General features: G+C 60.4%; 17 protein-coding genes and 1 pseudogene. 6 read left to right on the top strand and 12 right to left on the bottom strand.

The window, feature by feature from the left end:
• Nucleotides 1–32 precede the first annotated feature (32 nt).
• Nucleotides 33–1,043, bottom strand: coding sequence for a GlxA family transcriptional regulator (locus HFO71_RS33435; RefSeq protein WP_077976337.1), 1,011 nt, complete (start codon nt 1,041–1,043; stop codon nt 33–35).
• Between the two features lie 561 nt (nt 1,044–1,604).
• Between HFO71_RS33435 and HFO71_RS33430 the strand changes: the two genes are divergently transcribed.
• The gene (locus tag HFO71_RS33430; protein ID WP_077976338.1) at nt 1,605–2,159 is read left to right on the top strand and encodes a DUF2087 domain-containing protein; all 555 of its coding nucleotides are present in this window, start codon (nt 1,605–1,607) and stop codon (nt 2,157–2,159) included.
• Between the two features lie 53 nt (nt 2,160–2,212).
• Entirely contained in the window at nt 2,213–3,007 is a 795-nt protein-coding gene (locus HFO71_RS33425) for an alpha/beta fold hydrolase (protein WP_221988985.1), read from the top strand.
• Between the two features lie 66 nt (nt 3,008–3,073).
• Here the strand turns inward: HFO71_RS33425 and HFO71_RS33420 are convergent, their stop codons facing one another.
• The 5 genes from HFO71_RS33420 to HFO71_RS33400 form a co-directional block, all read right to left on the bottom strand.
• Nucleotides 3,074–4,171, bottom strand: a complete 1,098-nt coding sequence (locus HFO71_RS33420) for an ABC transporter ATP-binding protein (RefSeq protein ID WP_077976340.1) — start codon at nt 4,169–4,171, stop codon at nt 3,074–3,076.
• A gap of 9 nt (nt 4,172–4,180) precedes the next feature.
• Nucleotides 4,181–5,032, bottom strand: a complete 852-nt coding sequence (locus HFO71_RS33415) for a carbohydrate ABC transporter permease (RefSeq protein ID WP_420910168.1) — start codon at nt 5,030–5,032, stop codon at nt 4,181–4,183.
• Nucleotides 5,029–5,946: a carbohydrate ABC transporter permease gene (locus tag HFO71_RS33410; RefSeq protein WP_221988983.1), complete on the bottom strand. Its 918-nt coding sequence runs from the start codon at nt 5,944–5,946 to the stop codon at nt 5,029–5,031. Before HFO71_RS33410 ends, HFO71_RS33415 begins: the two co-directional genes overlap by 4 nt.
• A 59-nt stretch (nt 5,947–6,005) precedes the next feature.
• The gene (locus tag HFO71_RS33405) at nt 6,006–7,244 is read right to left on the bottom strand and encodes an ABC transporter substrate-binding protein (RefSeq protein ID WP_221988982.1); all 1,239 of its coding nucleotides are present in this window, start codon (nt 7,242–7,244) and stop codon (nt 6,006–6,008) included.
• 107 nt (nt 7,245–7,351) lie between these two features.
• Nucleotides 7,352–8,047 (bottom strand): GntR family transcriptional regulator, encoded by a 696-nt coding sequence (locus HFO71_RS33400; protein ID WP_077976344.1) that lies wholly within the window; start codon nt 8,045–8,047, stop codon nt 7,352–7,354.
• 60 nt (nt 8,048–8,107) lie between these two features.
• Here HFO71_RS33400 and HFO71_RS33395 point away from each other — a divergent pair, with 60 nt between their 5' ends.
• Nucleotides 8,108–9,256, top strand: a complete 1,149-nt coding sequence (locus HFO71_RS33395) for a mandelate racemase/muconate lactonizing enzyme family protein (RefSeq protein ID WP_077976345.1) — start codon at nt 8,108–8,110, stop codon at nt 9,254–9,256.
• Between the two features lie 128 nt (nt 9,257–9,384).
• Here HFO71_RS33395 and HFO71_RS33390 read toward each other — a convergent pair whose 3' ends face one another.
• From HFO71_RS33390 to HFO71_RS33380, 3 genes are all read right to left on the bottom strand, one after another.
• Nucleotides 9,385–10,839, bottom strand: a complete 1,455-nt coding sequence (locus HFO71_RS33390; protein ID WP_221988981.1) for an efflux transporter outer membrane subunit — start codon at nt 10,837–10,839, stop codon at nt 9,385–9,387.
• A gap of 101 nt (nt 10,840–10,940) precedes the next feature.
• Nucleotides 10,941–12,230: a HAMP domain-containing sensor histidine kinase gene (locus tag HFO71_RS33385; protein WP_077976347.1), complete on the bottom strand. Its 1,290-nt coding sequence runs from the start codon at nt 12,228–12,230 to the stop codon at nt 10,941–10,943.
• 2 nt (nt 12,231–12,232) lie between these two features.
• Nucleotides 12,233–12,919, bottom strand: coding sequence for a response regulator (locus tag HFO71_RS33380; RefSeq protein WP_221988980.1), 687 nt, complete (start codon nt 12,917–12,919; stop codon nt 12,233–12,235).
• 207 nt (nt 12,920–13,126) lie between these two features.
• Here HFO71_RS33380 and HFO71_RS33375 point away from each other — a divergent pair, with 207 nt between their 5' ends.
• From HFO71_RS33375 to HFO71_RS33365, 3 genes and pseudogenes are all read left to right on the top strand, one after another.
• Nucleotides 13,127–14,227: an efflux RND transporter periplasmic adaptor subunit gene (locus HFO71_RS33375; protein WP_221988978.1), complete on the top strand. Its 1,101-nt coding sequence runs from the start codon at nt 13,127–13,129 to the stop codon at nt 14,225–14,227.
• Entirely contained in the window at nt 14,227–17,373 is a 3,147-nt protein-coding gene (locus tag HFO71_RS33370) for an efflux RND transporter permease subunit (RefSeq protein ID WP_221988976.1), read from the top strand. The genes HFO71_RS33375 and HFO71_RS33370 overlap by 1 nt, the downstream gene beginning before the upstream one ends.
• Before the next feature lie 834 nt (nt 17,374–18,207).
• Nucleotides 18,208–18,648, top strand: a pseudogene (locus HFO71_RS33365) (TRAP transporter large permease subunit); the annotation flags it as partial.
• Nucleotides 18,649–19,122: 474 nt separating this feature from the next.
• Here HFO71_RS33365 and xth read toward each other — a convergent pair.
• The 3 genes from xth to HFO71_RS33350 all read right to left on the bottom strand — a co-directional run bounded on the left by xth (nt 19,123) and on the right by HFO71_RS33350 (nt 24,056).
• Nucleotides 19,123–19,926: an exodeoxyribonuclease III gene (xth, locus tag HFO71_RS33360; protein WP_221988974.1), complete on the bottom strand. Its 804-nt coding sequence runs from the start codon at nt 19,924–19,926 to the stop codon at nt 19,123–19,125.
• A 3-nt stretch (nt 19,927–19,929) separates the two neighbouring features.
• The gene (locus tag HFO71_RS33355; RefSeq protein WP_221988972.1) at nt 19,930–20,106 is read right to left on the bottom strand and encodes a DUF3606 domain-containing protein; all 177 of its coding nucleotides are present in this window, start codon (nt 20,104–20,106) and stop codon (nt 19,930–19,932) included.
• A gap of 80 nt (nt 20,107–20,186) precedes the next feature.
• A complete protein-coding gene (locus HFO71_RS33350; protein WP_221988971.1) occupies nt 20,187–24,056 on the bottom strand; it encodes an autotransporter outer membrane beta-barrel domain-containing protein in 3,870 nt (1,289 codons plus the stop codon).
• Nucleotides 24,057–24,092 lie beyond the last annotated feature (36 nt).

The raw sequence follows: 24,092 nt of genomic DNA, 5'->3' as shown, positions 1-24,092 counted from the left end.
TCCGACATCTTCTCTGCGCGACTCGACATAGTTCATGACAATGGCTCCTCTCGTCGTTGCTCTGCCTTTCGAGTCGCGGCAGGGTTCTCGCGAAACCGCGTGCGGTATGAGCGGCCGAAATGCGAAGCCGACTGATAACCGCAGATTTCGGCGATCTCACCAATCGCCAACTCCGTGTAGATCAGCAGTTCTTTCGCGCGTGTCATGCGAAGCTCTATGTAGAAATTGCTAGGACTCTTGCCGAGATTGGCGTGAAACAGCCGCTCGAGCTGCCGAAGCGAAAGCGCCACGCTGCTGGCGAGATCGGAAATTTCGACCGGATCGCCGAGGCTGGCTTCCATCCGACGAACCACAAAGGCGAGCTTGGCGTTCCGGATGCCGAAACGATCTTCGGGCGACATCCTCTGAACGTCGTCCTGGCGCCGTATCCGCGCGTGGTTGAACTGGTCCGAAATGAGCGCTGCCAACTCCCGACCCTCCACGGCCGAGATGAGGTAAAGCATCATGTCCAATGTGACCGTTCCGCCCGACGAGGTCAGAAAACGTCCGTCGATCGCGAAAATGTCGTCGGTGGCGAGACAGTTCGGAAACTCGCTGCGAAAGCTTGCAAGCGCCTCCCAATGAACGGCACATCGTCGCCCTTCCAACAATCGCGCCTTTGCCAGGAAGAAGACGGCAGTGCTGACTGCTCCAAGCACGCACCCCTCCGAATGGATGCGCCTCAACCATGCAAAGACATTGGCATCATAGGCATCGGCATAATTGATGCCTGCGCAGAGGATGACGATATCGCAGCGCGGCGCCCTGCTGATTGCCGCATCTGCATCGAAGCCCAGTCCGCTGCTGGACTTCACATGGCCGCCATCCGCCGACAGGATGAGCCACTCAAAGGCCTTTCGCTTGGCTAGACGATTGCCCTGCCGCAACGAGTCGAGCGCTGCCGCAAAGGTCATCAGAGGGAAGTCCGGCACCAGGAAGAAGCCTATCCGGATCGGTCGATGCCCCTGTGCCAATTGCTTAAGCGTATAGGTCTGATCCGTCATGGGGCGAACTCCAAACATCCCATTTGCCCCGCATTTGGCGGTCTGCAGCAGCGGCGGACTCGAGCAGCAATCAAACACAAACCCCGACCACTAAGCGTCGCCGCACGGTCTGCCGGATGTCGCCTTGTTCCTCGCCAGCGATGAAGCAACGCACATCACTCGACACAATATGCTGTCGATAGGGGTGGATGGTTGTGTGACACATCCCATCACGATTTGCTACAAAAGTATTGAGACCAATCATAATGCCTGCCAACTGTGGATTCAAAGGTCATCGCCAGATACGAACCGACGCCACTTCTTTTGACCAGCGGGCATTCGGACGCGAGCGCTGGTTAATGTTTCTGTCTGAAAGACAAAAATCCGAGGAACGACTGAGACTTGAACGACCGGAAATCCGATGGTATCAAGCCGTCAAGGGTCCGCAGTTCACCCAGGCATCGCCGTTCTCCGGAACACGCTAAACCTGCTTGATATCGAGATATGGACACCCATCCCGTGCCATGTCGGAAGGGCGATCACCGATGATCCGTCAGGAGCGGCGCGACAGAAGGATAGGTCATGTCCAGAACTCTCATTCCGCTCCAGGTAAGCGACACCTCCACATTCGCGAAAGCGCTCCGCGCGCAACTCGTCGCGCATCAGGGGTTACCTTCCCACCTCCAAATGCTCAACATGGTCGCGAAAGCGGCGGGGCATGGAAACATGCAGGCCCTGCGCGCCAGGGCAGAGCTAAACTCGGCTATCATACGGGTCGATGAAGAAGACATTATTTCCAAACGCCCCGAAGCAGTGGACGAGAAGCACATCGAGCGGGTTGTCCGTTGTTTCGACGACAGCCGAAGCCTGCTGCGCTGGCCCTCCAGACGATCCGATCAGATACTGGTCCTTTGGATCCTATGGTCGCAGATGCCAGCATCTGTCGCAATGTCCGAACGCGATGTGAGCGGGCTGCTTCAGGAAAAGCACCTGTTCGGGGATCACGCACTTCTCAGACGTGAACTCTACGAACTCGGCCTGGTGACACGGACCCGCGATGGCAGCGTTTATCGCCGCGTCGAACAGCCGGTCGCGATGAACCTAGCCTCGGCGCTCCGTCGTCTCGCTTCGCGCTAAAAATCAAGAACCCACCTTAAAGAGCGGCCGGTCAATCCCGGCTGTCATCAGACATGCAAGCAGTTCAAACTGGCAAATTCCTCGACCGCATTCCGTTCGCTAAGGTCGGCGACGGACCAGACCCCATCCTCATTATCAACGGTGGGCAAGGCTTCATGATGCGGCCGGAAACCGCGCGCCTCGCAAACGATGCCAATCGAATGGCCCGGATTATGCCCGATGGACAGCACTTCATCCTCTTGGGCTACAACCCGTTTCCTGACGAACTGTCCGTTCATTGCATCGCAGACGATGTCGCGGCCATCATCAAGACGCAGCTCGGCGCCAGATGCCGTCTTGTTGGTGTTTCATATGGCGCTGTGGTCGCGTCGAATGTTGCGGCGCGGTTCCCCGACCGCGTCGCGAAACTCGCTCTTGTCGCGGGCGCTCCAGCCTTCTCGTCACACGGGAGACTTCTGATAGCCCAACAGGCTGACCTTGCGCGTAAGGGCGAGTTGGTGCAGTTGCTGGCGCAGTTTAACTCTGTCTTCCGTCGGCCGTGGTTCAACCTCCTGCTGAGCCTCCGCATCCGGCTCACGTCGGCGAAGATTAGAGCCAAGCTCTCGTCGCCCGACACAATATGCCGCTACCTCAACGCCATGCTGGATTATGATGCCACCGGACTAAGTTTCGACGGCATTGAAATGCTCGTCGTCGGAGGCAGCAGGGATCAGTTCTTCGGCGAGACCATTCGCTCGTGCAAGGCGCGATACCCGCACGCCTGCGTCGTGATTCTCGAACGGGAGACGCATATGGCTCCGGTGGAGCGCCCTAGCGATGTCAAAGCCGCCATTACGTCATTCATATGATGGCGGCATTATCCGCTTCGGGTGCGGTGTCCGTGCCTTGCATCTCACGGACTCGCGGCCCGATATTCATAGGCGCTGAGGATTAACCCCCATTTCTATTCGATCCTGAGTTTCAGCATCGAACAGGTTGATGCTCTGCGCATCGATGCTGAAGCGAACCTGATCGCATCTGCGACCCTGGAAGCGCGCTTCAGCTCTTGCGACGATCGCGTGGCCGCCAACCAAAGCGGTGACCATCGTGTCCGGACCCGTTGGTTCCACGACGTCTATCACTCCGTGGATCGCGGCATCATCCCTCTCGACAACCTTAAGCTCTTCCGGTCTCACCCCAAGGACACAGTCCCGGGACCCGGCTGCGCTATCTGGTATACTGACAGGCACGATCACCCCACCGCTCTCAAACCGGGAGCCTCCGTCGTCCGAGATCAATTTGCCCCTGATGAAGTTCATCGCCGGAGATCCGATAAAGCCGGCGACGAACATGTTCGCAGGTCGTTCGTAGATCGTCCTGGGATCGGCAAGCTGCTGGACATAGCCGCCTTTCATCACGGCGACTTTGGTCGCCAGTGTCATCGCCTCGATCTGATCGTGAGTCACGTAGACGATGGTCGTGCCGAGGCGTTCGTGCAGCCTTTTTATCTCGGTCCTCATCTCGACGCGCAGCTTCGCGTCGAGATTTGAGAGCGGCTCGTCGAAGAGGAACAGATCCGGGCTGCGGACAATCGCCCGCCCCATGGCAACGCGTTGCCTCTGGCCGCCGGAGAGGTTGGCTGGAAGCCGATCGAGAAGGTGGCTGATCTGCAGCATTTCGGCCGCCTTTTGCACCTCCGCCCTGCGTTGTTGCTCCGGAACACCTCTCATCTCAAGGCCAAAGCCGATGTTTCGCTCAACCGACATTGTCGGATAGAGCGCGTAAGACTGGAACACCATGGCGATGTTACGATCCTTCGGTGGGAGGGCCGTGACCGATCGATCCCCGATCGCAATATCACCGGACGACGGCTCGTCCAGTCCCGCAATGATATTGAGCAAGGTCGACTTGCCGCATCCTGACGGTCCAAGGAGAACGAGAAAGCCACCATCCTCGAGGTCGACGTCTATTCCGTGCAGCACCTTGAGTGCGCCATATGACTTTTGAATATCCCTGATGGACAAGCTCGACATGATCGTCTCCTAACCCTTGACGGCGCCTGCGGTGAGGCCCTGAACCATCGCGCGTTGGACGATCGCAAACAGAATGACGACTGGCAGAATGCTCAGTATGCCGCCCGCAGCAAGAACGCCCCATGGCAACTGAAACTCGCCGACCATCAGTTGCAGACCGACCGGCCAGGTCCTCGATCCCTGTCCGGTCGTCAGCATCAGCGCGAAAATGAACTCGTTCCAGGCGGCGATGGCGATAAACACCGAGCTTGCGACAAGGCCGTTGCGCGCGAGCGGCAAAACGATGCGCACCATGGCACCCAGTCTTGTGGACCCATCGATACGGGCAGCACTTTCCAGCTCCTTGGGGGCCGCGTCGAAGAAGCCTTTGAGCATCCAGACGAACAGCGGCAGCAGGAAGCTGGTATAGGCAAGCGCCAAGCCGAAGCGGCTGTCGACGAGGCCAACTGTCCGCATCATCACAAAGAGCGGAATGATCACCATGACGGCCGGGAACATCCGCACCAGGAGGTAGCTGAGCATCAGTCGGTCGCGGCCCTTGAACGATAGCCGCGAGAATGCATAGGCTGCAAGCGTACCGGTCAGGACGCAGATTGCCACCGTAATCGTCGTCACCACCAGGCTGTTTGTGATCAGCACCGGAAAATTCGACTGCGTCCAGATTGCGCGGTAGTTCTGAAAGGTGATCGTGCGCGGAATGTACTGCATCTGCGACGTCACGATGTCGGCTTCGTTTTTCAAGGACGTCAAAAACATCCAGACGATGGGTCCGAGGCAGAAAGTCGTCATCGTCAAGAGTACAGCATAGGTCAGTATGTCGGCCATGAGGCGGCGACCGCGACTGGTTTTGAACATTGTCATTCTCTCGAGACCCGCGTGAACCTGATGTAGAGGGTTGCAAACACCATCAGGATGACGAACATCACGACCGAGAGTGCCCCGGCGTACCCGAAGTTGAATTCGCGATAGGCGGTTTGGAAGGCGTAGAGCGACAGCACCTGCGTAGCGTTGCCTGGCCCCCCGCCTGTCAGGACGAGCAGCAGATCAGGTGAGTTCACCAGGCTGATCACGCGCAGGATAACGGCCGCGGTGATCACCGTTTTCAGCATCGGCACGGTGATCAGCTGGAACTGCCGAACCGGCCCTGCGCCGTCGACTGCGGCGGCTTTGTAAAGATCCTCAGGGATGCCTTTGAGACCGGCCAGAAACAGCAGCGCGAAGAATGGAAACCCATGCCATGCCTCGACAAGAATAGTCGCGGCCAAGGCTGTGGCCGGATCGGCGAACCATGCCTTGTAGGTGCTCAACACGGCGCTGCGCACCAGCAGATCGTTGATGACGCCCAGACGAGGGTCGAGCAGGAGCGCCCACATGTGTCCTGCGACAACGTTCGGCAAGAAGTAGGGAAGCAGGATCAATACACCAAATAGCTTCGTGCCTGGAACATTGCGGTTCAGCGCGACTGCGGCGATAAAGCCAAGCGTCACCTCGATTGCGATGGCTGCGGCCACCCAGATCGCAGTGTTCTTCAACGATATCCAAAACACGCGGTCCGACATCATCGCGACGTAGTGCTTTGCGCCGACCCAGCCGTTGAGACCCGGTCGGGTGAGACGCATCTCACGAACGCTGATGACGAAGCCATAAAGGGTCGGATAGGCTACCACCAGCAAAAGCAGGATCAGGCTCGGAAACAGCAGGAAATAAACCCAGTAGCGCGTTTCGGACAGGTCGCCGAGGCGGGTAAGTGGGCCACGGTGCAAGGCTGGCTTCATGTTTTCACGGCGGCTTGCCGTCCTCTAGGACGCGACGACTTCGCGTCGCGTCGGCTTCACTACCGAAGAGCGGCTTCAAGACCCTCGATCATACGGTCGACGGCCTGCTCAGGGGTGAGTTGACCTGTCAGAACGGATTGGAACGTTGGATTGACGACATTTTCGGACCAGCCCGCAGCGCCGACGAAACTGTTCGGCAGACGACCGAAGTCAAGCGTCTGCGAAGCGGCCTGATAGATTGGATTGGACTTGATCCGCTCATCTTCAAGAGCTGCCGTTGATGCCGGGAAATAACCTGTCGCTTCCAACAAGGCTATCGCCGCGTCCTTTTCTCCCCAGAAGCTGATCCAGTCCCAGGCGGCATCGATATTGTCGTCCTTCATGATGCCGTTGCCGGCATAGGCAACACGCGCGATATGTGCCTTCGGTCCCGCAGGCATCGGAGCCGTGGCGAACTGCTCTCCCGGCTTCAGGGCGCCCGAGATTTCGATCAGCGATCCGGTATGGTGCCAGATCATCGCTGTCTGGCCAGTTCGGAAACCTTCCATGATCTGCCGATAGCTGTCGTTCGGCGCACTGGGAGGAACGACTTTCTCTTTCAGGAACAGACTTGAATAGAAGGTGATCGCCTCCACCGCAGCAGCCTTGTCGATGGCCGCTTGGCCGTCCTTCACAATTGGCGAGCCAAAGGCCTCCATGACGTCGATGACGTATTTGAACGCCCCCGCCCCCCCGCGCATTCCGAAAGCGTAGCGCCCCTTTGCCGGGTCGGTCAGCTTCCTGCAAGCAGCGACAAATTCATCGAAAGTCTTTGGTGGGCCTGAAAGGCCTGCTTCGTCGAAATAGTCTTTGCGGTAGTACATCCAGTCGACGAAAGCATAGGCCGGGACCGCGTAGATCGCGCCGTCCTGAGACATGCCAGTCCATCGGTTCTCCGGCAGATTGGCTTTTCCCTTCCATCCTTTCACCCGCTCGGTGATGTCGACCAAAGCGCCCATCGCCGTCAGATCGGCAAAGCGTTCCGCAATGACCATTCCGGTGTCCGGCCGGCCGCCGGCCACAACAGCCGACGAAACCTTGGCCATATATTCCGAATTCGGAATGCTCTCTTGTGTGACCGTGATGCCTGGATGGGATTTTCCAAACAGCTCGATGATTTTCACCAGGCCGGCCATTTCCGACTGGCTGGTGAAGTGATGCCAATAGTTGATCGCTGCGGCAGCACTTGCGGAGCGGACACCACTGGCAAGCGCTAGCGCTGCTGTGGCAACAAGGAATTCGCGTTTGGTGATCTGCATCTCTTCATCCTCCCAGATATCAGAATGGCGATCTGATCGATCAGATGGAGATAGCAGCCTTTTGGATGTACGGCAACACCAGAGTTGAACCGAACGATAGCTTGGGATTAAGCCAAGCCGAGATTGCGGTTTATCGCTGCCTGGAAATGGGCTTGAAGCGCCTTCTCGGCCGCGTCGGCGTTTCTGGAAGAGCATGCCTCAAGAATTTCCAGGTGCTCCTTCAATGTTCGAATAAGCATGGGAGGCGTCACCCTTCGCTCCAATCGCAGCAAACGCAGATAGTTGTGCATGCGCCGATATGCGGTGTCGATGAGTGGATTGCGCAAGGCGGCGATGATTTGACCGTGAAGATCGAGCTCGAGAAGGTCCATTTCCGCAATATGGTCAGGCGTTAGACCATCCTTCTCAAGCTTTCGCAAAAGCCTGGAATGCCGGACTTCCAAGCTGTTCATCAAGTCCTCGCCAGCTTCCTCGGCAAACACGCGAATGGCTGAGCGTTCAACGATCGCGCGGAATTGGTACGTCGAGCGCGTTAGCTCAAGGCCAGGCCTGACGAATTGGATGCCGGAGCGAGGATGGATTGTCAGAATGCCTTCGGCTTCGAGCATGCGCAACGCATCGCGAAGCGGCGCAACGGGCACGCTGACAATCTCGGACAGTTCGCTCTGGGAGATAAATGCGCCAACAGGGACCCTTCGTTCAAACAGGCTTTCGAGGATGCGATCATAAGCGAGATCGCTGAGCCGGGGGGCAGCGATCTCCGGTACAGTTGCCTTCGCTTTGCGCACTTGCGATTTCTTCATCCGTCCGATAATACCTCTGATAGATCAGTTATCAATATAAAGCGATCAGAGAGCACGTTCATGCCCCTATCCGGATTTCGTATAACCCGATTTCAATTTGCCCGCGACAGGGTAATCGGTGACAGTCAGGTCCGTGCAGATGACGTCAACGTCGCCGCTCTCGAACTTATCGGCGAAACGGGAAACGTTGGGCTCGGCTTTATTCAAACGCTTTTTCACCCCCTGCCGGATCAAGCAGAGATCGAAGCCGTGTTCAAGCATGAAGCATGGCCCGCGATCGCGGGGCAAGAAGCGATCGGGCTGGTCCACCGCGTCAGCCGCCCGCGAGGTGGTAATCAGCGGGCTTTCTCGCTGCCGTTTCACGAGGCTCTTCAGGTCGCATTGTGGGACCTGGCGGCCAAGGAAGTCGGATTGCCTTTGCATAAGCTGCTAGGAAGCCGCCGTGACCGGGTCCGGGCCTATGCCAGCGGTCTAGACTTTCATCTGAGCGACGAGGCATTCCGCGCGCTGTTCTCGCACGCCGCCTCCCTCGGCTACCAAGCATTCAAGATCAAGGTCGGTCATCCCGACTTCCAGCGGGACATGCGCCGGCTCGACCTGCTCAAAGAGGTTGTTCCCGCCGGATCGCAGATTATGATCGACCCGAATGAAGCCTGGAATTCCAAGGAGGCGCTCGTCAAATTGACGGCGATCCGCGATGCGGGCCATGACCTGCTATGGGTAGAGGATCCTATTCTTCGCCATGACTTCGAAGGGCTGCGGACACTCCGTCACGCCGTAAACTGGACGCAGATCAACAGCGGCGAATATCTCGATGCCAGTGGAAAGCGTCTCCTCATGGAGAACTTCGGAACCGATCTGCTCAACGTTCATGGCCAGGTCACGGACGTCATGCGCATCGGATGGCTGGCTGCCGAGCTTGGCATTCCTGTGAGCTTGGGAAATACCTTTCTGGAAGTGGGCGTTCACATGGCCGCCGCACTTCCGGAAGTCGAGTGGCTCGAATACTCATTCCAGAATTTTGATCACCTTGTGGAGCAGCCGATCTTAATCCGCGATGGATTCGCCTATGCTCCCGGTCGTCCAGGCCATGGTCTCGTTCTTAGCGAAGTTGCTCGTGAGCAGTGGTCGCGCCCGAAGCGACTGGATAGGGCGCAACTTGGTGAACCACCTGAAAATTCACGCCTTCCTTGTTTAAATGGAACATGATGCGCAAGATCGCTGGACCGTGCGATGCGGTAGTGTCTCCTGGCAAAGTTCTGACCTGTGGCGAGCCGTCGGCCGCGCACGATTTGCGAGGGCATCGCACCGGGGCCTCGCCAGCCGTGGGCGATCAATCAGCCTGACTTCGCCGCTCGTTCGGAGGCGACAGGCACTTGCTCCGTGAGATAGCCGGCACCGATGGCGACGTAGAGATCCACATAGTCCTTGGCGACCTGTTGCACGGTGGCCGCAAGGCTTTCCTGGGCATCGGAGACCGACCGCTGCGCCTCCAGGACATCCAGCAATGACGAGGCGCCATCCTTGTAGCTCGTGGTCGAAAGCGCAAGCGACTCCTGTGCCGTCTGCACCTGTCTGCGCAACGGTTCGAGCGTCTGCGTGTCGCGGCGAACGGCCGACAGTGCGTTTTCCACCTCTTCGACCCCGTTCAGCACCGCCTCTTTCCAGGCGAGGTACTGGGTGTTGGCATCGGATTTTTCGATATCGACATTCGCACGCAATTTGCCGCCATCAAAGATCGGCAGGTTGAGCGTCGGTCCGAAGGACCAGCTGGTTAAGGTTCCGCCGCTGGCACCGGATGATTTGACCCAGCTCGGCGAGATCGAACCGGAGAGCGAGATCGATGGATAGACCTGTGCTTCGGCAGCACCGATATCGGCAACGGCCGCCGCCAGCTCGCGTTCAGCCTTGCGGATATCGGGACGGTTGCGGATGAGGTCGGCCGGAATGCCGGCCCGAATGTCGCCGCGGAAAACCGGCTGGCCGGCGCTTTTCTGCAGTTCGCCCATCAGCGAGGCCGCCGGCATCCCGAGCAGCGTGGCAATGTGATGGGCCGATTCGGCAAAACTCTGTTCTAGGCCAGGAATGTCGGACTTTGTCGACTGTACCAGGCCCTCTGCCTGAACGACGTCAAGGCGGGAGGCCCCACCTGCCTTGAGCTGCAGCTGCGTGAGTTCGTAGGTCTGTTGGCGGGATTTCAAATTCGCCCGCGAAAGCGCGATGCGCTGCTGGTAATAGCGAGCGTCGATGTAGCTCTCGACCAGGTCTTTCAGGAAGGTGAGCTTTGCATTGTCGGCCGTTGCATAGGCGGCCTCAAGCGAAGCAATCGCACTCTCCTTGGAGCGGCGGTACTGGCCGAAGAAGTCGAGCAGCCAGGAAAGGCTGGCCTCGCTGCCTGTCGTGTTGGTCGTGCCGATGGTCGTACGCTCAGAACCCTTCTCACCGGACACGGTGTGCGATGCGCCGACATCGAGGCTCGGCAGGCCACCAGCCCCGGCGACCGTTACGTTGGCGGAAGCCGAGTTGATGCTCTCGATAGCCTGCAGCACATCAAGGTTCTCGCTGAGGCCATGAGCCACCAGGCCGTCGAGCTGATTGTCACGATAGGCCGTCCACCAATGCGCCGCCACGACGTCGCCGTTGCTCTTGGTCCCGCCCTCTTGGAATTTGGCAGGAAGCGGTATCTCGGGGGGAACGTGATCCGGGCCGCTGACGCAGCCTGCCAGCAGAAGCGTGACCGCCGATGCGGCGTAGCGGAGCAATGATATTTTCGTGCTGAGCGACGGACTCACTGGCGAGCTTTCTGAACCGGGATCGTGGTTCAGGCTTAACGGCGCCAACGTTAATGGCGGTAAAGACACTGTAAAGTTACGTAAAACCGCGGGGAGCCGGATCAGGCTTGGTCGTCCGCCGAACCATAGGGCTTCGGTTTCCTGGGAAGCTCCAGGGTGATTGCCAGGCCACCCGTATCCGGCAAGGACGCATGCACACGCCCGCCATGGCGTTCGATGGCCTGCCTGGTGATTGCCAGACCCAGACCATATCCGCCTCTTGGCACAGCCTCGTTCCCGCGTGAGAACGGCTGAAAGATCCGTTCGAGTTCGTCCCGCCTGACACCTGGCCCTTGATCGGTGACACAGATTTTGAGGCGCTCGTCCGTCGCCTCGCAAGATACTGATATGCGCGAATGCTCGGCCGTGTACTTGACGGCGTTGCGGACGACGTTTTCGAGCGCCCTGTAGATCAGTTCGCCTTCGACCTCTGCGCGGAAGACACCCTCGACACTGGTCGTGATCGAGACGTCCCGCGCCTGGGCTTCGAATGCCGCATCGCCGAGAATTTCGTTCAGCAGCTCGATGACATCGAGAGTGTGCGTTTTCAACGGCCGGCTGGGTCCCGCCGTCAACCTGGCAAGCGTCAGAACTTCGCCGACCAGAGCATCCAGCCGTTCGACCTCCCGGTCCATGCGGTCCAGCATAGAGCCGAGTTTGGCCGGGCTCTGCCGCAGCACGCCGACGGCGGCCTGCAGGCGGGACAAGGGCGAACGCAGCTCGTGGGAGACATCATGGAATAACCTCTGCTGCGCATCCTGCAGCTCCTGAAGCCGGGCGGCGCTGGAATCGAAGTCATGTGCAAGCGCGGTGACTTCATCCTTGCGTCCGGCCATCTTGTCACCGATGCGGAAGTCGAAGCGGCCATGGGCGAGCGCGCTCAAGCCATCACGCAGATGCACGACGGGACGAATGAGGTACCGGGCGAGTGCACCTGCCGATATCGTGCTCGAAATCAGGATCGTGAGCCAGGGCAAGAACGGGCCGAAGTTCTCGAAGGTGAACGTCGCCTGGGCCGGCAGGGAAATCTGATAGCAAACCCCGTCCTTCTGGACGGGTCTCGTATCGACGGTCTTTGGAACCGCACAGGCATCGGCTTTCGCAGCTTTGGAAATCGTCAGACCAGACGGTAGCGTCTCTTCGCTTGTGCGCACGAAATACGCGGCGGCATCTTCGCCATTTTTGGCGAGCACGTTTGCGGTCAGGTTCAGGGCGATCGCTCGCCGCTCTTCCTCAAGTTCGCGCGCAAAAGGAACCCCCTGGAGAAAATTGACGAGCAGGAATATCACGCCGACTGTCGCCGCCATCGTCAGCCAGATCGTCGTGAAGAATTTCCAGAAAAGTCGGGGCATGGTCAGTCCACGAGAAGTTGATAGCCCTGGCCGCGAACGGACTGGATCCAGGATTGCCCATCCTCTCTCAGTCCGAGCTTCTGACGAACGCTGCTGATATGGACGTCGATCCGCCGATCGAACGGGGTCAACGGCTTGCCGAAGGCCCGCTTCGAAATATCCTGCTTCGACACGAGCTGGCCTGCGCTGCGAGCAAGCACCTCGAGCAGGCGGAATTCCGTGCCGGTCAGTTCCAAGCTTTCGCCGCGCCATTCGGCGATCCTGCTGCCCGGATGGATCACGAGTTTTCCCGCCCTTATCGTGTCGGTCGAAGTACCGGCCGCCGGCTGACCTGCCCGACGGAGGATGGCGCGCAACCTCGCCGCAAGTTCGCCCGGCGAGCATGGCTTCGGCACATAGTCGTCGGCGCCCAGATTGAGACCGGATATCCTGTCGACGTCATCGCCCCTTGCGGTCAGCATCAGGACCGGGACCTGGCTGAGCTTCCTGATCCTCTGCAGAACCTCGATCCCGTTCATCCGAGGCATCATGATGTCGAGCACGATGATATCGACCGTATTGCCGGCAGCCGCCGCAATGGCGGCGCGACCGTCCGTATCGGTGACGACGTCATATCCTTCTTCGACCAGATATTCCTGCAGAAGCGTCGTCAGCTCGGCATCGTCGTCGATGAGGAGAACCTTGTTCATTCGCATTATCCGATATCAATTCCAGCAAGCCATACAGCACAAATACAGTCGCGTAGCCAAGTTTTACCTAACTTAACACTAACTTGACCGCACTTAACGTTCGCCCCGTTACTGATCCTGCCATGACATAACACGCGTTGAAACCGGATTGCCGCGAGGTGACCTGCAATCCTTCGTAGAGTTGGCGCGGATCGGGAAAAGGCATCGATGCCTTCGACCACAAGGAGTGTATCGTTGAGAAAACCGTCCAGACCAGTCGCCGCCGCTTTCGTTGCGGCTGCGCTTCTCTTGCCTCTGCGCAACGCCTTGGCGGAACAGGCCGCTGCGACCGCTCTCACCGTCTCTATGATGACACCGGCGCAGCGGAATTGGCCTGAGACCGTTCCCGCAAGCGGATGGCTTAAACCATGGCAGGAAGCGGTCATCGCCTCGGAAACGAGCGGTCTGCGCATTACCGATGTTCTGGTCGATGTCGGCTCCGTGGTTACGAAGGGGCAGACGCTCGTCCGGCTTTCCCAGGAGAGTGTGCTGGCCGACCTCCGCAAGCAGGAGGCGGCGATCGAGACCGCCAAGGCAAATCTTTCGAAGGCCAAGGCCAACGCCGACCGCGCACGGCAGCTCCGCCCCTCGGGCGCCCTTTCCGACGAAAAGATCGTCGAATATCTGGCCGACGAGCAGACGGCAACGGCCAGCCTTGCATCCGAGCAGGCGGCGCTCGACGGCGAAAAGATCAAGCTTGCGCAGACGACGATCACGGCCGTCGACGACGGCATCGTAACGTCGCGTTCCGCCGACCTCGGCGCTGTCGTCTCTGCGGGCACCGAGCTGTTCCGCATGGTTCGCCAGCAGCGGATCGAATGGCAGGCCGAAGTTTCGGCGCGCTACCTTTCACGCATTTCGGAAGGTTTGAACGTCAAGATCAACGGCCCGGACGACCACGACATCGAAGGCAAGGTGAGACTTGTCGGGCCGTCGGTCAGCACCGATACCAGCCGGGCCATCGTCTATGTCGCGCTTCCGGCTGACGTCCGCCCACGCAGCGGCCTTTATGTAACCGGCAATATCGAACTGCAGACGTCCCCGGCGCTGACCGTTCCCGAAACGGCGATCGTGTTCAGGGACGGGATCAGCTACGTCTTCACCGCCGGCGAGGGCCAGCGGGTGCAAAGGGTTCGGGTGGAAACGGGCCGCCGCAACAATGGCGAGGTGGAAATCGTCTCCGGCATAGATCGTTCATCGAAGGTCGTGACCTCGGGCGGTGCGTTCCTGTCGGACAACGACCTCGTGAAGATCGCGGAGACAAACTGATGAACTTCTCAGCATGGTCGATCCGCAACCCCGTGCCGGCAATATTGCTGTTCGTGATGCTTGCCGTCGGCGGGCTCCTGGCCTTCAAGCAGCTTGCGGTCCAGAACTTCCCCGATATGGATCTCCCGACCATCACCGTCACAGCGACGCTCGACGGTGCGGCGCCGACCCAGCTCGAAACCGAGGTTGCCCGCACCATCGAGGATAGTTTCGCGGCGCTGAGCTATCTCGACCATATCACCACAACCATCACCGACGGCACCGTCTCGATCAAGGTCTCCTTCAAGCTGGAAAAAGACAGCGAAGCAGCCCTGAACGAAGTCCGCAACGCGGTCGACAGCGTCAAGGGCGATCTGCCGGCGCAGATGGAGACTCCCACTGTCACCAAGGTCACGGTGCAGAGCTCGGCGTTGGTCACATATGCCATCCGCTCGACCGCTCTCAACGAGACCGAACTTTCCTGGTTTGTCGACAACGACCTGACCAAGGCGCTGCTATCGGTGCCCGGCGTCGGGCAAGTCAACCGCATAGGCGGGATCGATCGCGAGGTTCATGTGGACCTCGATCCCGCAACGATGGCATCGCTTGGCGTTACCGCGACAACCGTCTCATCACAGCTGAAGGCGGTACAGGCGGATACGTCAGGCGGGCTCGGCGAAATCGGCGGCACCCGCCAGACCTTGCGCACGCTCGGCGCCCTGCCGTCGGTCGAAGCCTTGAAGGCGCTCCGAATCCCGCTGGCCAACGGCCAGCAGGTTCGCCTCGACGACGTCGCATCCGTCACCGATAGTTTTGCCGAGCGGTCCTCGATGGCCTATCTCGACGGCAAACCGGTGATTGCGGTCGAGATCAATCGGTCGAACGGATTTTCGGACAGCGGTGTCGCTGATGACGTCGACAAGGCGATCAAGCAGTTCGCCTCCAAGCATTCCAACGTGCAGATCGAAGATGCCTACAGCACGATCGGGCCGATCATCGAAAATTACGACGGTTCGATGCACATGCTGTACGAGGGCGCGATCCTGGCGATCGTCGTCGTCTGGCTCTTCCTTCGCGACTGGCGTGCGACGATCCTGTCTGCCGTGGCGCTGCCCTTGTCCGTCATACCGACCTTCCTTGTCATGTACCTCTGCGGCTTCAGCCTGAACATGATCACGCTGTTGGCGCTGTCGCTCGTGGTCGGCATCCTCGTCGACGACGCCATCGTCGAGGTCGAAAACATCGCCCGCCATCTGCAGATGGGCAAGCGGCCGATCGACGCCGCTCTCGAGGCCGCCGACGAGATCGGGCTTGCCGTCATCGCAACCACCTTCACGTTGGTCGCCGTCTTCCTGCCGACTGCTTTCATGAGCGGCATCCCGGGACTTCTGTTCCGTCAGTTCGGGATCACCGCCGCCGTCGCCGTCCTCGTCTCGCTCGTCGTCGCACGTCTGCTGACGCCGATGATGGCCGCCTATTTCATGAAGGCCCATCCGGTGGAGCAAAAGGACGGCCGCATCATGCGCGCCTATATGGCGATCGTGAAAGCCGCCATGAACCGCAGGAAAACCACGGTCGCCGTCACCGCCATCGTCGTGGCACTCTCGCTTTCCACCATCCCCTTTTTGAAGTCGGGCTTCCTGCCCACTTCCGACGACGCGCGAGCCCAGATCACGCTCACCCTGCAGCCGGGCGCCACCATCGAGCAGACGGACGCCGCCACCAGGAAAGCCGCCGAAATCGTCGGCAAGCTCACCGACGTAACGCGTGTCTTTTCCTCGGTCGGTTCAGTATCTTCGGGCGGCGGTCCCGACAGCGGCACGACGAGCGATGTCGGATCCGCTACGATCGTCGCCGTATTGTCCCCCATCGGCGAGCGCGATCGCAAGCAGTCGGAAATCGAAAACCACATTCGCCAAGCGCTCTCCGTACTCCCCGGCATGCGTGTGGAGGTCGGCAGCGGTGGGAATGGCACGAAGCTCGATATTACGCTGGCGAGCGACGATGCGAACGTCCTCGACAGCGCAAGCACGGCGCTTGAGGAGCAACTGCGCACGCTGCAAGGCATCGGAGCGGTGACATCGACCGCATCCAGACAGGCGCCCGAGATCCAGATCACGCCCGACTTCGCCCGCGCAGCAGCGCTCGGAGTGACGTCGAGTTCCGTCGCCGAGGCCGTGCGCGTGGCAACCGACGGAGAATATTCCGCCGATCTGCCGAAGCTCAACCTGCCGCAGCGCCAGGTTCCGATCGTCGTGCGCTTCAGCCCGGAAGCCCGCACCAGTCTGGACGACATCAAGAATATGCGGGTGGCGGGAACGAACGGCAATGTCGACCTCGGATCGATCGCCGATATCCGGATCGGCGGCAGCCCGTCGGAGATCGACCGCATCGATCGCATGCGCAATATCACCCTTTCCGTCGAACTCAACGGCCGCATCCTCGGCGACGTCAATCGCGAAGCGCAGGCTCTGCCGGCGCTCCAGCACCTGCCGTCGGGCGTGACTCTCGTCGAACAGGGCGAACTTCAGCGCAGTTCGGAGCTGTTCCAGAGCTTCGGCCTCGCCATGGCGATCGGCGTGTTCTGCATCTATGCCGTTCTCGTCCTGCTCTTCCACGACTTCCTGCAGCCGCTCACCCTTCTGATGGCTCTGCCGCTCTCGCTCGGCGGCGCGCTCGTTCCGCTGGTGGTCACCGGAACCAGCTTCTCGATGGCCGCCGTCATCGGGCTGCTCATGCTGATGGGCGTGGTGACGAAGAATTCTATCCTTCTCATCGAATATGCGATCATGTCGCGCCGCCAGGGCATGTCACGGTTCGATGCCCTCGTAGACGCCTGCCACAAGCGCGCCCGGCCGATCGTCATGACAACCATTGCCATGGCAGCCGGCATGCTTCCCGTCGCTCTCAGCCTGACGGGTGGCGATTCGAGCTTCCGGCAGCCGATGGCGATCGTGGTGATCGGCGGCGTGATGATGTCGACGCTGCTCAGCCTTGTCGTCATCCCTGTCATCTTCACCTTCGTCGACGACCTCAACGAAGCGCTCAAGCGCCTCGTTCACGGGACCGGGCCTGCCCGCGAAGCCGGCGAGGAACCGCATGCCTCGAACGATCACGCAGCAATCGCATTGAAGCCGGAGCTTTCAAAGCGAAGGCGTGTTCAGTGACGAACACTTCCTCCGCAAGCGACTGGCAAAATGACCCCAGGTGAAGGCGATGCCTTTTGATTTTCGTGGCAACCTCTTCGGTCGCGTTCCTCCCCCGGGGACGAGGCCGCGGGACGTAGACCCCCGCAGGCGGCCCCTTGCCGCCTGCGCGTCCTGCCTCCTCCTGGGTAGCTGCCCGGTCATGGACGGCGTGCCTTTGAAGAGGGGGCTCATGTCAGCACGTATCGCTGTTATTCCGATCGCCTTCCTCTTGTGGGCATGCACGCAGATCTGGACAGGGCTTTCAGTGCAGAGGCGGCAGTTAATGTTTCGCTCGCGAGATATGGCGAGATCCGCTCTTATCTCGACGTGCGTTCCGACGAAGCTCAAGAAATTCCCACGACTGGGCGCCCGCCGCAAAGCAGAATAGACGCAATTCTCTGATGATTTCGGGCGGTGAAGCGACCCGCCCATCAGAGATCTCGATGATGCGATCGACTTGGGTGGCGGTCCAAGTCAAGAATCGCCAGTGTGGCGAAGCCTTCGGTTCGAAGCTGCTCGATCGCACGCCGGTTTAGCAATCCGGTCAATTGGTCTGTTTCGGACAGGCGTTCGAGCAGATCGGCTCGTTTTGCGCGGTCTGCTCACGCTTCACGCTTACGAAGCGGTCTGCCATGCCAAGCGTTGTAAAGAAGACTTCAAACATGCAACCGAGATAAAACTGAAGCATGGCGTCGATGGCCGCGCGGGTTAACGCCTATTTAACAACAGCCTTTGCCACCCAAGGCTTTGCGCAGGCGTTGCTTCGTCGTACCCAACACATAGGCGTGGGTCGTATCGAGACTTGCTGTGACTATCGTCGCGCATTTCTTCGTATTCTACTACGGCGTGCTTGCTGACATCACACCTCCCGTAGCGCTAGCGGCATATGCAGCGGCCGGCATGGCGGGCGCCGATCCCTTCAAGACAGGCAACACCGCATTTCGCCTGGGCTTGGGAAAGGTGCTCGTACCTTTCGTGTTTGTGTTCTCGCCATCTCTTCTGCTCGTGACCGCCAACTTCTCCTGGACCAGCTTCACGATCGCCTTTGTGGGGTGCGTGTTGGGCATTACATGCCTCGGATCCGCCCTCTCCGGCTTCTTATTTGTCAGAACCGTCTGGTGGCAGAAAACACTCCTGATTTTAGCCGCGATCCTGCTGGTCGTCCCTGAACTTGTGTCGTCGCTGGTGGGGCTACTTTTTGTCGTGCCTGTCTTGGGCCGGCAGGTCGTTGCGGTCAGCCGGGCGCACGCATAAGAGCTCCGGCAGGAGCGTGAGCGACATGCGTGCGGCAAGCTGACGCGCTAGCTTATCTAAAGAGAAAGGTTTCGACGAAAGACTTCCGCCGCTTGGCAAATTGAGTTGGGATCTGGCCAGGCGGAGGCGTCCAGCCGGGCTGAGTCTGGAGTTTGGTTATCCCTGTAAGCTGTAGCAGCCTCGGACGGCTCCCGTTGAAGTGCGACCTGTTCTCAGGTGATCTCCTGAAGGCACTCTTCTTAAAGTAGCTGTGTAGAGATTTAAGCGCGGTCCTGTGGTCACCCGGCCATTCGTTTGCGGCTCCTCGACAGCGGCGTCTTCGTCGTCGGCCGGGTCAGGATCGAGTTGGAGCGCATCGCGAAGGCCGCCTACCCGTATCCCGGATGACCTCAAAACCCGCCTGGTGCCGTTCACCAGAATGCTGTCTGCGAGTCCGCCAGCTTCAGGCGGAGCTTTCTTTCCAATCTTCCTGGCTCATTTCGTCTTCCTCTTCTTGACTAGATCGTCCTGAAGCTCGATCCATACGGGCGCGTGGTCACTCGTGTGCTCCCAACCGCCAACGTGCTTGTCGACCTCCGCCTTCGTCAGCCGTGTGGCCGCCTCCGAACTCAGGAGAAAGTGGTCGATGCGAAGACCGGCGTCGCGCACGAACGCGTTTCGGAAATAGTCCCAGAACGTGTAGATGCGCTCGTCCGGATGCAGGTGGCGAAGCGCGTCCGTCCAGCCCTGGTCGACAAGCCTTTGATAGGCCCCCCGGACCTCGACCCGGAAGAGGGCGGCGTCGTTCGTCCAGCGTTCGGGTTTGTAGACGTCCAACTCGGTGGGCATGACGTTGTAGTCGCCGACCAGGACGACGGGCACCTCGAGCTCGAGCAGTTCGGCCGCGTGGTCGTGGAGGCGGCGGAACCAGCGGAGCTTGTAGTCGAATTTCTGGCCTGGATAGGGATTACCGTTCGGGAGGTACAGGCAGCCGACTACGATGCCATCGACGATCGCTTCAATATAGCGGCTGTGCTCGTCCTCGGGCTCGCCGGGCAGCCCCTTTCTAGTGAGTTGCGGCTCCCGACCCATGGCGAGGATGGCGACGCCGTTCCAGGACTTCTGGCCCTGCCAGACCGCCCCATAGCCGGCGGCCTCGATCGCTTTGATCGGGAACTTCTCCTGCGGGGCCTTCAGCTCCTGGAGGCAGACGACGTCCGGCCTGGCTTCATCAAGCCACCTCAGCAAGACTTCGAGGCGGCCGTTGACCCCGTTGACGTTGTAGGTCGCGAGTTTCACGGCTCAGTGCCGACTGATTTCAGCCTCGACCTTCGTGCGAGAGTTTCCGGCACTCTTCACAGCCTTCTTGACCGTTTCCTTCGGGACGCCTTCCTTCTTCGCCTCGTAGCGAACCTCGTGATCTTGTCCGCCAGCGACCTTCGCGCGATCCTGAGCACGGCCTCGGGAAGTGGTTGCCATCTTCATTTCTCCTGATGATATCGACGCCTGGGAAACGGACGTCGATTCGAGAAGTTCCCGGAGCGATGAGGGCCCCTCTTCTACCAGTTGACCCTCAAGCCGAGCTTGCCGTTCCACGCGTAGTTGTCTCCATCGAAGGACGTGCTGAAGTTGATGTTCCCATACAGGGACGTGTTGTTCGACACCTGCCTTGTCGCTCCGAGACCGAGCTCGATCCACGTCTCGTCGAGGTTCGACGAGAACGGTACGAACCCATCGGACGAAGAGACTTCCGTCTGTGCTTTCGCGGTGAACTCGTGCCAGACATTCACCCTGCCCCAGACGGTCGCCAGCCGGGCGGGCTCGGTCGCGGTCGCCTCCTCCGCCTGCCATGTCCGGGCGACGCGAGCGCCGATCCGGCCCGCGAGAGAATTCAGGTTGTCGTAGCGGATCTCGGCGGCTCCGTCGTTGAAGTCATCCATACGGATCGTCTGCCATATGATCTGCGCCTGCGGCTCGAGCTGCCAGCCGTCGCCGAGGTCGAAGGGATATCCGCCTTCGAGAGACGCCGCGAAGCCAAAGCCGTCGATGCTCTGGTCGGGAAAGCCGATTTCCGTCGGTCGGTTGGAATGCGTGGTCACGTCGTACCAGGTGCCCTGGAGCACGCCATCGAGATACCAGCCGTTCTTGCCGAACCGGGTCCAGTAGCCGCCGACCGAGAAGGCGCCGAAGTCGTTGTCGCCCGCGTCGCGCGTCGTCGTCAGCAGGTTCTGCGTGACGTCCATCTTGCCATGGCCGTACGCCAGGTACATGCCGGCATGGTCGGTGATCCCGTCCTCCTCGTCTCGGTAGAAGTCCATGCCGCCCTGCATGGCACCGAACCTGTAGTCGAACTCCGGTGCGCCTTCGTAGACGCCGCGAGCGTCTCCGCTGCGATGGCCCCAGTGGCCGATGCCTCGCATCCAGAAGCCGTTGAAGTTCTCGTCCTCGCCTATGTCCGTGCGCCCCTTGAGCTGCTCCTCCTCGCCCACGCGCTCGTGAAGCGTGTCGATGATGTGCCTGCCGTAGATCGCCGCCATCGATGGAACTGCCGCGTAAAGCGAGACTTCCGGGCGATAGATCGGTGTTGGGTCCGGTGGGCCGACGAGTTCGGAACGCAGGTACCAGTTCTCCGGGCCGGTGCCGTCGACACTGCTGCGGAAGAGAAGGTAATCGTATGGTCCCGCGACAGCGGGCGCGGCGAGATGAAACGCCGCCGGATCGCTCACGCCGCCGTTGATCGCGTCGACGACGAGGATGCCGTTGCCGGTCGTCAAGGCTCCGCCGCCCGTCGTGTTGGAGATGATGAGACCACTGGTTCCGGTGGCCGATCCGCCGTCGATGACGAGGCGGTCCGACGGAGAGCCGTCCGTGTCGAGATAGGTGTTCAACCCGATGTTGCCGTCCTCGCCGACGTAGTCGACGACCGTCAGCGTCATGTAGCTGGCGAGCAGCGTGGGATCGCCGGTCGGGGCGGAGAACTGAATCAGACTGGGGTCGTTCAGCAGCGTCGTGAGGTTGGAGCTGCCGGTCATGTTCCAGAGACTACTGTCCTCCAGAACAAGATTGGAGACGCTTCCCGGCGCCGTGAAGGCGGAGCCGGTCACCACGGAGCGAGACAGCGTCACGTTGGCAAGACCGGGAACGACCGGCAGGGCCGCCGGGGGAGTGAACACCGGCGAGGTTTCCAGTCCCTCCGGGTCAGTCACGCCTCCCAAGCCCGCGTCGGGCACGGTCAGTGGCTGGAAGTCGGCGATCGTGCCGACGCTCAGCCATTGCCCGCTCGACGAGACGACGGAGCCGGTCAGCGAGACGATGCCTTCCCCGCCTACCGCGATCGCCGGACCGTCGGCGTTGCTCAGCCGGCTCGCGTCGAAGCGGGCCTCGGAGACAAAGCCGGCCGCGCCGGCGACATATAGCGCGTATGAGTCGCTTCCTCTCGCCTCCACGGAAGTTCGCAGCCCGTTCACAAGGCCCCCGCCCTCGGCGAGAGCCCCGTGCGATGCCGTACCCTCGGTGGTCACGGTGGTGTCGGTAAGATTGATCTCGCTGCCGTTGTCTCTCGAGTGCAGCCCCGACGAACGGTCGCCTTCGGTCAGGATGATCGAGTTTCGAGCGTCGATGCTGGCCGACATGATCGATCGGAGACCGGAGGCGAGGTCGCCATGGGTGGTGAGCAGCGAGTCGTCGAGGATGATGGCCGACCGCGCGGTCAGGAAATGCTCGACCGCCATCGCCCCGTGCGCTCCCGTTCCAAACGTCTCGACGACGATGCCGTCGCCGGCGATGCCTGCAAACAGAGGCCCGGAGTTCTCCACAGTGGAATAGAGGCCGATGCTCGTCGTCCCGAGGGTCGTGATCGAGTTCCCGTTCAGAAGGACAGCGCCGCCGTCGTCGGCGACCGCGCCCATGGCGGTGAAGCCTTCTGTCCTCACCGAGGTTCCGTTCGCTCTCACGATCCCGCCGGGATTGCGGGCTGCGATGCCGTGAGGATAGGAGCTCAGGCGCACGGAGTTTCCCGTAGTAAGGATCGAGCCGCCGTTCAGGGTTATGTCGCCTCCAAGATCGGCGAGGACGCCCATCGCGTTGTCATTCCCTGATGTAAAAATCGCGACGTCGTTGGCGACGACCGTGGCGTTTCCAGCCGTAAGTGCCGGACCGCTCACCCCAGTTGTCGTCAGCGAGCCTCGAGTCATCGTCGCCGTTCCGCCATCTCCGACCCGAAGACCATAGCCGACCGAGCCGGTGCTCCTGACGGTGGTGTCGGTGAGCGCGATGGAAGAACCTGCGCCCTGAACATTGACCGCCGCCCAATTAGCGGAAAACAGGCTGCTGTTCGAAATGGATGCGCTTCCGCCGTCGAACACGAAGGCAGCGTTCGCGCGAGTTCCGGCGACCGATATGGCCGTTCCGGACACCGTGGCCGTCGAACCCGCGTCCTGCACCGAGAGACCATTGCCTCGCTGCCCCGTGGTGTCGACCGCGCTGTTCGTCAGAAGAAGGCTCCCGCCCGACAGGACTCGGGTGGCCGACGAAGGGTCGCTGTCGGCCTGGGAATTGCTGCTGGTGTTGATGGTCGCGCCATCAAGTGCGACGACGCCGCCGTTTTCGGCGCGTGCGGCGCTCGCAAACAAGCCGGAGGTGCCGAGCGTCACGTTCGTACCGTCGATCCGGCTGCCCGATCCGGTCGCGATAAGAGCATGGCTGCCGGTGACGGGCGTCGTGCTTAGATTCTGCACGCCCGTCGTCGTCACCTGCGCGCCGCCACCGATCACGACGTGGCCACCGTCCGCCGCCTGGACGCCGAACGAACCACGGGAGGCGGTCGAGACCGTGCCGCCCATGAGCGTGACGCTGCTTCCTGATCCCGTCGCGGTGACGGCGTGGTTCGCGATGCCGTTGACGGCGCCCCTGGTCGAGATGGCGGAGTTGGTGAAGCTCGCCATGCCACCGTTCTGTGCGAGCACGGCAAGATTGTCGCTGACCGTCGTCGCCCCGGTCCCGAGCGTGATCGTCAGACCGGTGGCGCTGATGTTGCTTCCAAGACCATCGGAAATTACGCCGCGCTGTGCCGTTCCTGCCTGAATCGTAATTATAGTGCTGTTGCTGAGTTCCACTGCAGCTCCGGCCAGCGCCTGCGCACCGACGAAGGACCTGGGCGCGAGACCGGGGCCGAGCTGCACCGTGATACCCTGCGCCGTAATGGTCGAGCCAGCATTTCGGGCCTCCAACCCTGGTACCGCGGTCTGCGATACCGTAATGCTGGAGCCTGCGGTCACAGTGCAGGACGTTCCATCGACGAAGACCGGTCCGGCCGCGCAGGTCTGCGCAGCAGCGCCGTCGGCGTCGAGAGAAAACGCCAGCCCTGCAAAAAGTATCGTCATCGCAACGTGGCGACGGAGTGACATCGACAACCATCGGTGAATGGGCATCGCTTCCCCTCCTATGATTCGCGAAAAGCTTGCCAA

Source organism: Rhizobium laguerreae (genome assembly GCF_019778565.1).
Lineage (GTDB): Bacteria > Pseudomonadota > Alphaproteobacteria > Rhizobiales > Rhizobiaceae > Rhizobium > Rhizobium laguerreae.
This window is presented reverse-complemented; position numbering and strand designations above follow the sequence as displayed.

Excerpts from the sequence above, each read along its gene's own strand:
- HFO71_RS33435 (WP_077976337.1), bottom strand. The coding sequence starts at position 1,043 with ATGACGGATCAGACCTATACGCTTAAGCAATTGGCACAGGGGCATCGA.
- HFO71_RS33430 (WP_077976338.1), top strand. The coding sequence starts at position 1,605 with ATGTCCAGAACTCTCATTCCGCTCCAGGTAAGCGACACCTCCACATTC.
- HFO71_RS33425 (WP_221988985.1), top strand. The coding sequence starts at position 2,213 with ATGCAAGCAGTTCAAACTGGCAAATTCCTCGACCGCATTCCGTTCGCT.
- HFO71_RS33420 (WP_077976340.1), bottom strand. The coding sequence starts at position 4,171 with ATGTCGAGCTTGTCCATCAGGGATATTCAAAAGTCATATGGCGCACTC.
- HFO71_RS33415 (WP_420910168.1), bottom strand. The coding sequence starts at position 5,032 with ATGACAATGTTCAAAACCAGTCGCGGTCGCCGCCTCATGGCCGACATA.
- HFO71_RS33410 (WP_221988983.1), bottom strand. The coding sequence starts at position 5,946 with ATGAAGCCAGCCTTGCACCGTGGCCCACTTACCCGCCTCGGCGACCTG.
- HFO71_RS33405 (WP_221988982.1), bottom strand. The coding sequence starts at position 7,244 with ATGCAGATCACCAAACGCGAATTCCTTGTTGCCACAGCAGCGCTAGCG.
- HFO71_RS33400 (WP_077976344.1), bottom strand. The coding sequence starts at position 8,047 with ATGAAGAAATCGCAAGTGCGCAAAGCGAAGGCAACTGTACCGGAGATC.
- HFO71_RS33395 (WP_077976345.1), top strand. The coding sequence starts at position 8,108 with ATGCCCCTATCCGGATTTCGTATAACCCGATTTCAATTTGCCCGCGAC.
- HFO71_RS33385 (WP_077976347.1), bottom strand. The coding sequence starts at position 12,230 with ATGCCCCGACTTTTCTGGAAATTCTTCACGACGATCTGGCTGACGATG.
- HFO71_RS33380 (WP_221988980.1), bottom strand. The coding sequence starts at position 12,919 with ATGAACAAGGTTCTCCTCATCGACGACGATGCCGAGCTGACGACGCTT.
- HFO71_RS33375 (WP_221988978.1), top strand. The coding sequence starts at position 13,127 with ATGCCTTCGACCACAAGGAGTGTATCGTTGAGAAAACCGTCCAGACCA.
- HFO71_RS33370 (WP_221988976.1), top strand. The coding sequence starts at position 14,227 with ATGAACTTCTCAGCATGGTCGATCCGCAACCCCGTGCCGGCAATATTG.
- HFO71_RS33355 (WP_221988972.1), bottom strand. The coding sequence starts at position 20,106 with ATGGCAACCACTTCCCGAGGCCGTGCTCAGGATCGCGCGAAGGTCGCT.
- HFO71_RS33350 (WP_221988971.1), bottom strand. The coding sequence starts at position 24,056 with ATGCCCATTCACCGATGGTTGTCGATGTCACTCCGTCGCCACGTTGCG.